Source organism: Mesorhizobium sp. WSM2240, from assembly GCF_040438645.1.
In the GTDB taxonomy this organism is placed as follows: Bacteria; Pseudomonadota; Alphaproteobacteria; order Rhizobiales; family Rhizobiaceae; genus Allomesorhizobium.
Genome location: NZ_CP159253.1, coordinates 600,324 through 614,108 on the forward strand (window position 1 = coordinate 600,324; position 13,785 = coordinate 614,108).

General features: G+C 59.7%; 13 protein-coding genes. 1 reads left to right on the forward strand and 12 read right to left on the reverse strand.

Translation table 11 applies throughout. The features are described 5' to 3' along the window. Positions 1–41: 41 nt before the first annotated feature. A complete protein-coding gene (locus tag ABVK50_RS02865; protein ID WP_353646041.1) occupies positions 42–677 on the reverse strand; it encodes an OmpW family protein in 636 nt (211 codons plus the stop codon). 367 nt (positions 678–1,044) lie between these two features. Here ABVK50_RS02865 and ABVK50_RS02870 point away from each other — a divergent pair, with 367 nt between their 5' ends. Continuing rightward, on the forward strand, positions 1,045–1,299 hold the full coding sequence (locus ABVK50_RS02870; protein ID WP_353642884.1) for an XRE family transcriptional regulator: 255 nt from the start codon (positions 1,045–1,047) through the stop codon (positions 1,297–1,299). Positions 1,300–1,782: 483 nt separating this feature from the next. Here ABVK50_RS02870 and ABVK50_RS02875 read toward each other — a convergent pair whose 3' ends face one another. The 11 genes from ABVK50_RS02875 to ABVK50_RS02925 form a co-directional block, all read right to left on the reverse strand. Continuing rightward, positions 1,783–3,684, reverse strand: a complete 1,902-nt coding sequence (locus tag ABVK50_RS02875) for an ABC transporter ATP-binding protein (RefSeq protein WP_353642883.1) — start codon at positions 3,682–3,684, stop codon at positions 1,783–1,785. Continuing rightward, on the reverse strand, positions 3,684–5,552 hold the full coding sequence (locus ABVK50_RS02880) for an ABC transporter ATP-binding protein (RefSeq protein ID WP_353642882.1): 1,869 nt from the start codon (positions 5,550–5,552) through the stop codon (positions 3,684–3,686). Before ABVK50_RS02880 ends, ABVK50_RS02875 begins: the two co-directional genes overlap by 1 nt. A gap of 76 nt (positions 5,553–5,628) precedes the next feature. Next, a complete protein-coding gene (locus tag ABVK50_RS02885) occupies positions 5,629–6,534 on the reverse strand; it encodes an SIR2 family protein (RefSeq protein WP_353642881.1) in 906 nt (301 codons plus the stop codon). A gap of 40 nt (positions 6,535–6,574) precedes the next feature. Beyond that, positions 6,575–6,787 carry a putative nitrogen fixation protein NifT gene (gene nifT / locus ABVK50_RS02890; protein WP_353642880.1) on the reverse strand — a complete coding sequence of 71 codons (213 nt, stop codon included), beginning with the start codon at positions 6,785–6,787 and terminating at the stop codon, positions 6,575–6,577. Beyond that, positions 6,784–7,104: a nitrogen fixation protein NifZ gene (locus ABVK50_RS02895; RefSeq protein WP_353642879.1), complete on the reverse strand. Its 321-nt coding sequence runs from the start codon at positions 7,102–7,104 to the stop codon at positions 6,784–6,786. Before ABVK50_RS02895 ends, nifT begins: the two co-directional genes overlap by 4 nt. An 83-nt stretch (positions 7,105–7,187) precedes the next feature. After that, positions 7,188–7,382 (reverse strand): 4Fe-4S binding protein, encoded by a 195-nt coding sequence (locus tag ABVK50_RS02900; protein WP_353642878.1) that lies wholly within the window; start codon positions 7,380–7,382, stop codon positions 7,188–7,190. A 34-nt stretch (positions 7,383–7,416) separates the two neighbouring features. Beyond that, positions 7,417–8,898 carry a nitrogenase cofactor biosynthesis protein NifB gene (gene nifB, locus ABVK50_RS02905; protein ID WP_353642877.1) on the reverse strand — a complete coding sequence of 494 codons (1,482 nt, stop codon included), beginning with the start codon at positions 8,896–8,898 and terminating at the stop codon, positions 7,417–7,419. 238 nt (positions 8,899–9,136) lie between these two features. Next, the gene (nifA, locus tag ABVK50_RS02910; RefSeq protein ID WP_353646040.1) at positions 9,137–10,903 is read right to left on the reverse strand and encodes a nif-specific transcriptional activator NifA; all 1,767 of its coding nucleotides are present in this window, start codon (positions 10,901–10,903) and stop codon (positions 9,137–9,139) included. 136 nt (positions 10,904–11,039) lie between these two features. Continuing rightward, on the reverse strand, positions 11,040–11,339 hold the full coding sequence (locus ABVK50_RS02915) for a ferredoxin family protein (RefSeq protein ID WP_353642876.1): 300 nt from the start codon (positions 11,337–11,339) through the stop codon (positions 11,040–11,042). Between the two features lie 12 nt (positions 11,340–11,351). Continuing rightward, entirely contained in the window at positions 11,352–12,659 is a 1,308-nt protein-coding gene (locus tag ABVK50_RS02920) for an FAD-dependent oxidoreductase (RefSeq protein WP_353642875.1), read from the reverse strand. A 9-nt stretch (positions 12,660–12,668) separates the two neighbouring features. Further along, on the reverse strand, positions 12,669–13,772 hold the full coding sequence (locus ABVK50_RS02925; RefSeq protein ID WP_353642874.1) for an electron transfer flavoprotein subunit alpha/FixB family protein: 1,104 nt from the start codon (positions 13,770–13,772) through the stop codon (positions 12,669–12,671). Positions 13,773–13,785 lie beyond the last annotated feature (13 nt).

Below are 13,785 nucleotides of genomic sequence, written 5' to 3' on the forward strand. Positions count from 1 at the left end.
AGAGCGCACGAGGCGCCCTTCGTTTAGGCCGCCTTCGATTGTCAGAAGCGGTAGGTGAAACCTGTGCCAATTAGCCATGGATTGAGCTTGGCCTTGCCCGTCATGTCCGCGCCGGCCACCGTGACGTCGAACTCTGGCTCCAGGAAAAGCTTCTTCACGTCGAAGTTAAGGCCCCAGTGCTGGTCCAGCATGTAATCGAATCCGACCTGCAGCGCGCCACCGAACGTGTCCTTGACGTCGAGAGCATTGGCGCTGCCGGTATCCTGATTGTAGAACACCGTGTAGTTCACGCCGGCGCCGACATAAGGCTTGAAGGCGCCGAAGTCAGTTAAATGATACTGCAAGGTTAGCGTGGGCGGCAGCAGCCAAACCTTGCCGATCTCGCCCAGGTCGCCGATCGTTCCTTGGCCGACGATGTTGGCGTAGGTGGTGCCGAGTACGAGTTCGGCGGCGATGTTGTCCGTGAAGAAATAGGAGATATCCAGTTCCGGCGTCACGGTGTCCAAATAGGAAAGATCGGAGCCAGACACCGTATTGACGTGGCCCGAATCCTCAGTGATGACCCCCAACCCCCGCAGGCGGATCTGCCAAGGGTTTGGCGCTTCCGGCACCGGAGCTCCTGCCTGTGCGACGCTCGCGGCTTGCGCAGGTTCGGCCGCGCCGCCCTGTTGTCCCATCACGATGAGGACGACGGCCGTTATTGCGCCCCGCGCTACGCCCATTCGGTTTCTCGCCATGATATTCTCTCCTTGATTTTCAATACGATGCAACTGCACCATGCCGCGCGGTGGAGAGATGCCGGTTGATTTGAATCAATCGCTGAACATTTTCGCGGGGCGGAGCCCGCCAGGCCCGCGACTGGGCACTTGGACTTGATCGGAATCGGGTGAACCTCCATATTGGAACGGCCACCAGTTTTCAGTCGTGGCCTTCCATGGATGAGGCCGATCAGGCCGCCTGACATCCATTTTGAGTTTGCTGGGTTCGCCAGGCCGAGAGGAATCTTCGATCCTCAGGCGCTACCCTGGATTTATGGAGTTGCATATGAACGATTCGCGCATTCCCGAGACGGTCTTGAAGGCGATTTCAGAGGGGACGCATATCGTCCGGGCATATCGCGAGCACCTGGGCTACTCGATTGAGGACCTGGCAATAGCCTGCGGACTTGCCACTGAGGAGATCGAAAACATCGAGTCCGGCCTGAAATACAATAAGAGCTATCGTAACCGGATCGCCAGGTCACTGTCCTTGCCTGCCGGAACGTTCGACGAGTTGTCGGACGTCTCGGATGCTGCGTGATGCGCCAGCTAAGATTTGCAGCTATGTGATGATCTCATCCTGCTGGTGCTCAGCACTTCGCTAGAAGTGCTGGTCCTGAAGAGCGCAAGGCAATAGTTTTGCGGCGTCGGCCCAATAGAGCAAGTTCGACCGCAGATTTCTCCCATCTTGCTATCCGAAAGGGAATGATTTCTCGTGATTGGACCACCAGGGTGCAGGACGGTTGACACAAGCGGTCAATTTCGAAGGCGCATGCTCTCTGGACAGTTGCCGGCACCAACCTCAATCGTATCGATCAGTTTGCGCAACTACGGAGCGCACCCATGGACAGCGACAATTGGTTGAGTTCTACATGTGGATGAAGGATGGAAATCGCGCGTGGTGATGATCTCCTATGAGTTCCCCTCTTAACCACTGCCTGCCTCGTCATCGACGGCCGCAGCGTCCGGCAGCCCGCCTAAACGCGTCATCACCCACACCTCCCATGGATATATTGGCCACATGTCACGTCCGGGAGTCCACTTGACAGGAGGCGTCAAGTTCCCCCTCGGGGACATCGTCGAACGAGGCGTAGTTGAGGTTGTAGAGGCTGGAGTAAAGTCCGCGGGCAGCGATTAGCTGGTCGTGTTTGCCGGTCTCGATCACCTGGCCATTCTGAAGTACGATGATGCGGTCAGCGCCTCGGATGGTAGCGAGACGGTGGGCGATGACAAGCCCCGTGCGGCCCTCAAGAAGTTTGACCAGAGCCTTCTGGATCAGCATTTCCGTGTAGCTGTCGATGTTGGCGGTGGCCTCATCGAGGACGAGGATCTTGGCATCGGCGACGAGAGCACGGGCGAAACTGATAAGCTGGCGCTGACCGAGAGAAAGGTTGCCGCCGCGTTCGCCGAGTTCGGTATCGTACCCGTCGGCAAGGCTCATGATGAAGTCGTGGGCGCCGACGGCCTTGGCGGCCTCGATTACCTTGTCGCGCGTGGCTTCCGTCTTGTTGTAACGAATGTTCTCGAAGACAGTTCCGGTGAACAGGAACGGCTCCTGCAGCACCATGGCGACCTGGCGGCCGAGCGATTCCTGGGTGACATCGCGCACATCATGTCCGCCGACCAACACTTGGCCATGCTGAACATCATAGAAACGGTGGACGAGGGCCATCGCGCTCGATTTTCCAGAGCCCGTCGGCCCGACCAACGCAACCGTCTCGCCGGGATTGACGCAGAAGGAGACATTTTTCAGCACCGGACGGTTGGGATTGTAGCCGAAGGTGACGTTCCTGAACGCGACCGAGCCGTCCATCTCTGGCGACAGCGTGTTGGCATCCGGTTTGTCCGGGACATCGATCTTGACGTCGAGCACATCTGTCAGCCGCTTGCCGGAGGCCATGGCGCGCTGCATGATCGAATATTGCAGAGTGAGCGAGCGGATCGGATCAAAGAAGCGCTGAATGTAGAAAAGGTAGGCGACCAATGCGCCCACATCGATGCGGCCATTCAGTATGGAGCCGCCGACCACGATGACGACGGCCATGGCGAGGCCGGTGAGGCCATCGACGATCGGCACCATGACCTGTGCATATTTGGCAGCAATCAGGTGAGTCCTGAGGTTGGCATGGGCCTTGTCGTCATAAAGAAGGAAATTCACCTGCTGGCGGTCCATGGACTGGATGGTGCGCGCGCCGTTGATGGCTTCGGCCAGCGCGCCGTTGGCGACCGAATTCGTCTCGTGTGCAGCCATAAAAGCGTCGCGGGCACGCGGCAGCCAGACGATGCGGACGACAAACAGGACCGGCAGGACCGACAGCGTCACGAGGCCGAGGCGAAAGTCGAGCCATAGCATCACGAAAACGATGCCGAAGAGAAGCGCGATATCCGCAACGGAAAATAATGAGTTTTCGAGGAATTCCTGCATGGAATTGACGTCGCCTTGCAGGCGGGACATCAGGCGTCCGACCTCGGTCTTGTCCATGAAGGAGAGCGAAACCTTCTGCAGATGGCCGAACATGGCGCGGCGAATATCGAACAGGACATTCTCGGCCATTTTCCCCACCACCGTTTCCTGTGTGTAGCTGGCGGCGAAATTGATCAAAATCGCGAGAAGGAACACCGCAAGCAGGGCGGTGCTATCGATGCCCCCCGCAGTCAGGGCGTGGTCGATCGCGTAGCGGATGATCAGCGGGATGAGAAGCTGCGTGCCGGTGAAGATCAGCAATGCGGCAACCGAGACGACTACCATGGCCCGATAGGGACGCACGAAGGCCCAGATGCGCCGGATGGTGTTCTTGTCGAAAGCCCGGCCGAACGTCTCCTCCTCTATTCGGTGCGAGCCGACGACCGCCCGAGGAGGACGTCTGCCGTCGTTACACACGTCATTGCGTTCGGTTTCGGGTTCGCCGGCATGCCCCTGATCCATCAGCGCGCGCCCCTATACGCGATCATGATGTCATCATCCGGGCGCACCTGGAGATCGTATAAGGCCTTGTAGTATCCTCGCTTCGCCAAAAGCTCCTGATGGGTGCCGCGCTCAACTATCTCTCCGTTGTCGACGAAAAGGATCTGATCGGCGTGCATGAGCGAAGCCAGTCGGTGGGCGATGATGATCGTCACCCTATTCCTGGCGAACTGTCGTAACGCTGCACGGATGCGCTGCTCGGTGGCGACATCGATCGCGGCGGTTGAGTCGTCGAAAACGACGACCGACGGGAGCAGCATCATGCTGCGAGCAATAGTGAGACGCTGGCGCTGGCCGCCAGAGAGACAGACGCCGCGTTCGCCCACGACCGTTCCGTAGCCTGCTGGGAGGCCGACGATGTAGTTGTGCAGCTGGGCGGATTCGCTGGCGCGCTCGATTCGCTGTTGCTTCGCCCAAGGATCGCCATAAGCGATGTTGTTCTCAATCGTAGTGGTGAATAGGAATACATCCTGCTGTACGACCGCGACCGCCTTGCGAAGCGTCGCGAGGGTGACTTTGCGAATGTCCTGCCCATCCAGCGTGATGACGCCTCCGGTCACGTCATAAAAGCGCGGGATCAGGTGAGCCATCGTCGACTTGCCCGAACCCGGCGGACCGACGATCGCGATCGTCTCGCCCCTGCGCGCCTCAAAGTTGATGTTCTTCAGAATCAAGCGGTTTCCAGTGCCGGGATGGGCAAACGAGACATTGTGGAAGCGCAAAGTGCCTTCGCTGATCTCGAGGGGTATGGCGTCGGGGGCATCTCCGATCATGATTTCCTGGTCGAGCAGACCGAAGAGGCGCGAACCGCAAGTGGAAGCGCGGGCGAATGCATTGGCCATCACGCCGATCTGGCGGACGGGCATTTGCAGGATGGTCATGAAGGTCAGGAACATCGCAAGCGTTCCGACGCTGATCTCACCGGCGATGACCTTGTTGCCACCGACCCAGAGGACCAATCCCATGGCGAAAAAGAAGGACAAGGTCATAGCCGCCGTATTGGGCACGTAGACGTCAACGCGGTCGTGGGCGAGGTCGAGCGCGCTCTTGGAGACGCGGTCAAACTTCCCCATTTCATGAGCTTGTGCCGCAAAAGCCCGGACGACGCGGGTGCCCCCGAGATTTTCCTCCATCACGCGGCCTAGGGCCGAAAGCCGCTCCTGCAGGTCGAGCCAGGTGGCGCGCAACTTAAGCTGTGTGACCGACGAAAGCCAGGCGACGAAAGGCACGAAGCTCAGCGCGAGGAGACCGAGAAACAGGTCGGTGGAGATCATCAGGTAGGCGCCGATCCCGATCAGCATGGTGAGCAGCAGCGCGCGAACCAGGGCGGTGGAAAAATACATCCGCACGCCTTCGACATCGAGCATGCCGATGGTGATCAGATCGGCAGAATGTACCCGGTCGTGAAAGGAAAAGCTGAGGCGCTGGATCTTTTCGTAACAAGCGAGCCGCAGTTCGTACGCGACGTGATGCCCGACCGCTTCGGCAAAAAAATTCTGCGCCATTGTAAAAAGGCCGCGTAGCGTGCTGACGGCGAGCAGCAGGAGAGCCAAAATCCAGAGCGCTTGTTTTGCCGCAGCCCCCGTGACACCGCCCCCGATCGCGGTCTGGCTCTGGTCGACGGCCCACCCGAGAAGCTGGGGAATGAGCAGCTGGAGTATTGCCGCTACAATTGTCGAGCCGATAGCGAATGCGACCTTCCACGGGTGCCGCAAATTCATGCGCGTAATACGCAGCAGCATGTTCAAGCCCCGGCCCCAGCCGGCCGCTTCCACATGCGCGAGCGGATTTCGAGGCTCCGTCGCGCTGCCAATAAAATCGTTGCTCACGGGGTGTGTTCCAGACTGAATTTGGGCCTTCTGAGGCAAGCCGGACGGCCCCCGCCATCAAAGGCGCCCCACATGCCTAATCCTGGCCACCATCTGCAGCAGTGCCTGCTCCGACAAGCCGATCCGCGGCTTCACAAAGCGGCACGTCGATGACCGTGATTGCGCTCGCTGCAAGGAAACGGGCTTCGTTCTTGGTCAGTGTCGCTGCGTCGATTACCGCAAAATGTGGACCTCTGGACCGCTTCATGATCTGCCAGGCGTAAGTGCGCAGCATCTGATCATTGAAGCGACAGCCCACGAAGAAAAAGCCACGCTTAATACGCCGTTTCTTCACCACGTCAGGGATCGGCGTCTGGATATCGATTTCGGTTAGGACTTCGACATAGTCGGAATCCGCTACGAGGAAATTTGCGGCCGGCCAAATGCTGCCGTGAGGCGAGTAGAGAACTGTCTTCGCCGCTGATCCGGGTTCGAGTTCGCTTCCGGACAAGTCGTAGGTTTTCGTCCAGACGTCACCGATTTCGTTCGCCCGCGTGACGCCTTGTATCTCGACGACGTCCGTTCGGCCACGCTTTGCCAGGGCCGCGCGCATGACGCCATCGTACCAGCTGTCGACCACGAGGGAGAGCGGCAGCGTTGCGAGCCATGCGTGGAGGAGGGTCGGCGCTGCCGGCGGTGCGAATATCTCGGCCATCCAAGCTTGAAGTGTGCGGCGATGCCGGCGCTGTTCGATAAACTGCGCGACCGACCACATATTGGTACGAATCTTGGAAGGGGCTGGCGCCCTCGCGTTGAGCGCCGCGGCGACGGCTTCCGGGGTGCACGGTACAGGCGGTTCCGCGGAGCTGAGCCGCAAGAGCCCCGGACCGAGAAATGGGATCACCTTGTCGGCCGCGAGCGCTGCGTTCAGCAGCTCAAGCAACTCTTTGGCAAAATTGCCCCGGATGACGACGAGGTCGCGCCAATTCAGGATCGTGTTCATGTTCGCTCCCTCTCGCCGCGCTCTCGATGAACCCGCAGCATCAGTCCTCGTCGGAGATCTTTCTTGCCTCGACGGTGATCGGCAAACGCGTATCCCGCGGAAGCTCGGGCAGGACGAGTCGCCAGCCGTTCCTGAGCGTTACGGCCCCGCCCCACAAGTCTTCCTTCTCGATTTGGACGATCGGCTCCTCGAGATCCTTCTTCGGGACATACGCCGACAATCCAGCACCGGTCCTGCGGATCATTACTTTCATCTGGCAGCTCCTTCATTCGCAGTGCTTTCGGCACTGCAAGGAATCTCGGCTTTGTCGAGGCTCATCAATTCGCGCGCTCTCATGCCGACGACCGTGCCACGGTCGACCCATTCGACCGCATAGATGAAGAACTGCTGGAGAAAGGTGCCAACGTCGCGCACATAACCCTCGTCACCCTTCCGCACTAGGTTTTCGCCGATGTCTCTGCCAGGATAGGTGCCGTCGTTCTTTATGTGGCGTGTGGCACGGACCCGCTCACCGGGCATAAATCGTGGAGGCTTGCGTGTTTCCACCTCCTGTTCGCGTCGGAGCCACATGGCCGTTCCTTCCTTTCTCGAGGCTGCAGGTGTTGCAAAGGAGTTTTAGGCGGCCAGGACCGCGTCCGTAGCTGAATTGCACATCAGGCAGGAACGCAGGTCTTAGGCACGGGACATACCGAGGCGCATTGCTGCATATCGAAGACTCCCTGACATTCGGTGCACTTGTCCCGCTCGACCACGTAGCTCTCGCCCTTGAACTTGATCGCTCCGGAGGGACATTCGAACTCGCAGGCGCCACATTGGGTGCATTGAGATGCGATGATCTTAAAAGCCATTTTAACTCCTGGTTCGGTGGGGAAATGAGACGGCTCAGGCCGTCGCCGCCAGCGGCTGGACCCCAAACTCGGCGGCATAAAGGGCGCTGATTGCGGTCTCGATGTAGTCATGGCCATAAGCGTCGGTCGCTCCGATTCCAGCTTCCGCGAGCCGTTCCTTGGGGCAATCTCCGATCTTGGCGCACAGCACGACGTCTAGACCTTCAAGCGCAGCGATGATGCCGTCGAGAATGGCCTTTTCGCCCCAGCCGCCGAGGCAATACTGCTCGACCTTGCGATGCCCGACGAAGCTGATCCCCTTGGGCGAGGCCTCATAGACCTGGAATTCCTTGGCATGGCCGAAGTGTTCGTTAACACGCCCGCCGCCCTTAGTCGCCACCGCGACGAGAAGGGACTTGCACGAGCCCGCTGTCTTGAGCATTCCAAGCGCCTCTCTCCTGGCCGCCACGTGATCGCGACGCTCGTGCGCGACCACCTCCCGATAGGCCTCGCGCTTGGTGGCGTCGTAAGTGACCTCGCTAGGAATCCGGTCGAGTGTGAATTCCTGGCCACCATCCTCGCCGAGCAGGCCGACCGCGTCGGCCCGGCACTGCCGGCAATGGCGCATCAACTTGGCGCCGCCTTCGAGACGATCCTGAAGAGCCTTCAGCTCCATTGCAGTTGGGCCGCGCTGCCCGGTCACACCGTAGTGCGTACCGTGCGCCGGATCGGAAATCAGCGGCATGACGTTGTGCAGGAACGCGCCGCGCTCCCTGACCCATTCATTCACCTCGATCAGATGCTCGTCGTTCACTCCGGGGATCATCACCGAATTGATTTTGGTCAGGATGCCGCGCGCGGTCAGCATCTCCAGGCTCAACATCTGCCGCTCGTGCAGGATCCGGGCGGCTTCGATGCCGGCGTAGCGACGCTGGTCGTAAAAGATCCAGGGATAGATCTCTGCGCCGATTTCAGGATCGACCATGTTGATCGTGATCGTCACGTGGTCGACATTCATTTCGGCAAGCTCGGCGACATGGTCCGGCAGCGCGAGCCCGTTAGTGGAAATGCAGAACTTGATGTCGGGTATTTCTCTGGCGATTCGTTCGAACGTTGCCTTTGTCTTTTTCCAGTCGTAGCAGGCATCACCGGGTCCGGCGATGCCGAGTACGGAGAGCTGCGGCACTTCATTGGCGACCGTGATCACCTTGCGCAGCGCCTGGTCGGGGGTCAACTTTTCCGAAACGACTCCAGGCCGGCTTTCGTTGGCGCAGTCATATTTGCGGTTGCAGTAGTTGCACTGGATGTTGCAAGCCGGCGCGACTGCGACGTGCATGCGCGCAAAATAGTGGTGCGCTTCTTCTGAAAAGCAGGGGTGATCCTTGATCTTCTCCCAAACAACCGGATCCATGTCGTCCTGCTTTCCCGACAAGCCGCAGGATGAAGATGCGCAGCCACCCGATTGCGCGGTCGCCAGCAATTGGTCGGAGAATGTCGTGCTGGTCAGGCTCTGAAGCGAAACTATCGGTGCGGGCATCGAACGGCTCTGCTGCTGAGTGAACGTCGCAGTTCAAAGCGCAAGAGCTATGCCAACTCAAAGAGTGGGTTCTAGCTCACAAATTGGCTTTTCTTGTCGGATTCTGTCGGTATCGCGCCGACACAATTTTGTCGGGCTTCCGACAGTGGACAAGCGAACCGGGCCGCTAAGGACACACTGCGTTTGGGCAAGCAGAGTGTGAGGAACACTACTCAGACCCGACGTCTTAGGCACGCACTTAGAATCTCTTCACCTCGATGCCATGCCGACGCAGGGCGTAGCCGATTTGCCGCGGCGTAAGGCCGAGGATGCGAGCTGCCTTGGCCTGGACCCAGCCGGCCTTCTCCATCGCGTCAACCAGCCGGTCGCGTTCGGTCAGACGCGAGCCCGTTGCGGGCCAAGCAGGATCGTTGGGATCTTCGGCCTCGAGGGGCGATATCGGGCCTTGCGAGGCGCCGGTGCGCCTGGTCGGCGACCGCGATCCAACAGGCGTCATGCTGCCCCGTGTGAGCTCGCCGATGGCATTGCCGCCAGGCGAACGGTCGGCTCGTTTCCAGAGGAGCGAAGAGAGGCACTGGTTATTTTTGCAGGCGAAATCCGATGGCGTGATTGTCCTCGAACGCGCAAGTGTAGCCGTCCTTTGCACGCAGTTTTCAAGCTCGCGCACGTTGCCAGGGAAGTAGCATCGCGAGATCAGATCAAGCGCGGACGGCGCGAAGGCGAGCTCGCGATCGTTCTCCTTGTTGAATCGCTCGAGGAAGGCGTTGGCAAGTCGTGAAATATCGCCGGATCGTTCTCGCAGCGGAGGCAGGATGATCGGCACCACATTAATGCGGTAATAGAGGTCGGCCCTGAACTCCCCATTCACGACGGCCGTTTCGAGGTCCTTGTTGGTCGCGCATATGAGGCGGACGTCGACCTGTAGCGTCCTGGTGCCGCCGACTCGCTCCAGTTCGCCTTCCTGCAGGACGCGCAACAGCTTCGCTTGAAAGCCAGGCGAAATCTCGCCGATTTCGTCAAGCAGCAGCGTTCCGCCATTTGCCAGTTCAAAACGGCCGGCGCGCTGGGAGATAGCTCCGGTGAAGGCGCCCTTTTCATGCCCAAACAGCTCCGACTCCAGGACGCTTTCAGACAGTGCGGCGCAGTTTAATTTGACGAAAGACTTCTTCCCTCGACGTGAGAGCTTATGGATGGCTTGCGCGAAGAATTCTTTGCCCGTGCCGCTTTCGCCCCGCAGAAGCACGGTTGAATTTGTCCTTGCTACGACCGATACGGTTTCGAGTACCTGGTTGAGTGCGGGACTTTCCCCGATGATCCCGTCGATCTGGACATGCGATAGCCGGGAGGGGGCAGTCCTCTCCTCGTTCAGCGATTTGTCCGATCTCCATTGCTCGTCACTGCGCTGACGATCAGTACTCAGCATGCGATGGAGGCGGATGGTCCGTCCGACAAGGTTGGCGACCATGGTCAGGAACCGCATGTCCTCGTCGTAACGGGAGCCGGCGGCGCTGTTGTCGACACGGTCGATCGACAATATCCCAAGCATCTTTTGCTCGGCCGTTACGGGGACACCGATAAACGCAATTCGGCTGGTGCCGCCGCTTGAAGACGTTTGAAGATCGGCCTGAAACAGTTGGGACTTGCTGACATCCGCTATCACGAGTGGCGTCCTCGTAGCGACGATGTGGTCTACCACGGCCTGCGGTATTGCGCGGCGTGTGTCCGATTGAAGCGGGTGGGTGTTGCCGGCAATTGCGGTAATCTCCGGCTCTCCTTCAGCGGCCAGGACTACGATTGCTCCGTGACGCATTTGCAGAAACGAGGGGAGGATGTTCACGACATTGGCGAGCGTGACCTCCAGCTGGGCGGGGGCCGTTAGGACCTTCGATATCTCGTAGATTCCGCTAAGCGAGATGTCCGCTTGGGGTATGCTTTTGATGGGTGGTTCAGGTCGGTTGTCCCGAGGTCCTACTTCATGGAGCCGATCCCGCGGTATGTGAGCCATGGAAACACATCTCAAGGGTTGTCCAGGTGCTCCTCCCAAGCACCTTCTTGATAGTTCTGGCGATGTCGGTGTGACACATTGCTGAAGCAACTTGGAGTGCACCACGGTTCACGCTCTTGAACAGTGCGTGCGCCAGTCATCCGAACTTGAAGAGGACACCGAAGCCGCCGCGCGGATAGTTCCACTCGATCTCGCCACTGGGCTCACACAAGACCCGGCAGGTGCCGCACTCCATGCAGCCGTCGGCGGTGATCTCCACTTGGCCTTTGTCGTTCACCTCATAGCATTTCGCCGGGCACACGTGGGTCAGGGCGAGCAGGTTGGCGCTCGGCCTCTCGTGCGGTCGCACTTTGATATGCGGTCGGCCCGGATCGACCAGGTAGCGGTTCTGGAAAAGCTTGTCCTCGACGCGTAACTTCGTCACTGCGATGGTCATCCCGTCTCTCCCTTAGCGCCACGCGAATGCCAGGCGGAGCGCGTCACTGACCAGCCCCCAGCGCGAACGCGCCTTGATGAAGGCGGCCGTGGTCGCCTTTTCCTTTTCAATCTTCGGCGTGCCGTCGACACGCATGAAGTTCTGCGCGGCCTGCGATATCAGGCGCGGATAGGTCGTGAAGAAATTGCTGGAATTGGTGTGGAGCAAGGCGGGCATGTCTTTGTATTTCCTAAGGTCTTTGACTACAAAGGACTTGTCCAGCATGGCCTTGTAGAGGGTGAGGTTCCGTCTGATCATCGGGTCGTTGCGGCGCTTGACATGGACGATGGCCTCAGCCGCGATGCGGCCGGAGGTCATTGCTAGGTTTGAGCCCTCGCGGTGAACGGCGTTGTTCAATTGCGCGGCGTCACCGACCACGACCCAACCGTCGCCAAAGAGCTTCGGGATCGCCTTGTGGCCGCCTTCGGGAATGAGATGCGCGGCGTATTCCTTGACCTCAGAGCCGGCGATCAGCGGCCGGATCGAAGGGTGATTTTTAAAGGCATCGAGGAGGGCGTAAGGGCTCTCCATCGCGGCGGTGAAATCGGAGACCAGGCAGCCGATGCCCAATGAGATCGACTCCTTGTTGGTATAGAGGAAGCCTAGTCCGGCCATGCCGCGGGAGATCGTACCCACCGCTTCGATGACGCAGCCTTCATCGCCCTTGACGCCGAACCGCTGCTCAATGACCTCTTCGGGCAAGAAATGCATTTCCTTGACGGCGAGCGCCACGGTTTCGGGCTTCGGCATCTCGCGCAGGCCGGCCCGCGTGCCAAGCAGTCCGGAGACACCTTCTGCGAGAACGACCACGTCCGCATAGAGGACTCCGCCGGCCCGATCGGTGCGGACGCCGATCACCTTGCCGTTGGCATCACGGACGAGTTCCGTCGCGGTCGTTTCGCAAAGAACGGTCGCGCCGGCCTCGCGCACCTTGCGCGAAAACCACTTGTCGAACTGGGCGCGGATGATCGTGTAGCGGTTGGGCTTCGCCTCATTGAAGTCATCCGACCGATAGTGAATCCCCGTGTGGGACGTGTCGTCCATCACCCAAAGCCGTTGTTCAACCAGATGCCGCTCGAGCGGAGCATCATCCCGGAAATCCGGTATGATCTTCTCCAGCATGTTCGCGTACATGATGGCACCCTGGACATTCTTGGAACCCGGATATTCACCGCGCTCCAACTGCAACACCTTCAGGCCATGGGTCGCCAAGGTGTAAGCAGCTGCGTTCCCGGACATGCCGGCTCCGATGACGATGGCGTCGAATTCTTCCGCGATCATGTGTCTTCCTTAGCTCGCAAGCTTGTCGCGACTGTGCGGCGACAGCCGCCGGGTGAAGGCTTCCGTCAGTGCAGGCAGGAAGCGAATCGCATCGGTGACGATCCCGATGTGAGCGAAATCGAAAATCGGCGCGTTGGGATCGGTATTGATGGCCACGATGAGATCGGCCCCCTCGACGCCAACCCGGTGCTGGATGGCGCCGGAAATCCCGGCCGCGATGTAGAGCTTGGGCCGGATGGTCTTGCCAGTTTGCCCGATCTGCCGATCAGCCGGCATCCAGCCCTTCTGGACCAGCGGGCGCGAACAGCCATGTTCGGCGCCAATCGTTCGCGCGAGATTCTTCACGAGCTGCAGGTTCTCCGCCGCGCCGAGGCCAAGGCCTCCCGCAACCACGACGTCGGCATAGGCGAGATTTGCCTCTGCCGACTGGCTATCCGGAAGGAAACTGAGGACTTTGGTGACGATCTCGTCCTCGGCTAGAGATACTTTGTGCTGGATGACACGCCCGACCGGCTTATCCGCCCGCTGCGGCATGGGCATGACCCTGGGTCGCACGGTCGCCATCTGCGGCCGGTAGTTGAGCGTATAGATCGTGCATAACAAGGAGCCGCCGAAAGTCGGACGGGTAGCGGCGAGCGAACCGTCGGCATCCACGTCGAGTTCGGTGCAGTCGGCCGTGAGCCCGGTCTGCAAGGTCGTCGCCACGGAGCCGGCAAGATCCCTGCCGAGCGTGGTCGCACCCAGAAGTAGGATCTCGGGTTTGTGGGTATCGACCAGATCCGTCATCGCCTTGGTGAACGGCTCGTTCCGATAGTCGGCGAGCAGCGGTGCTTCGACGATGTAGACAAGGTCGGCGCCATAAGCGAAGGCCTCGGCAACGGCATACCAGGTGGCTTCTCCCGGCGGTCCGAGCACGACGCTCGCAAGCTGGACGCCGAGCTTGTCGGCCAACTTGCGTCCTTCGCCGAGCAGTTCGAACGATACAGGATGGACCTGGCCGCGTTCAAGTTCGATGAAGACCCAGACGTGCCGGTAGTCTTTGAACCGCTCGGGCAGCTCCTTCTTTATGCCGGCACGGCCGGCGGCAGGGCGAGGTGGGTTCGCGGTCGACATTGTCTGCTCCTGG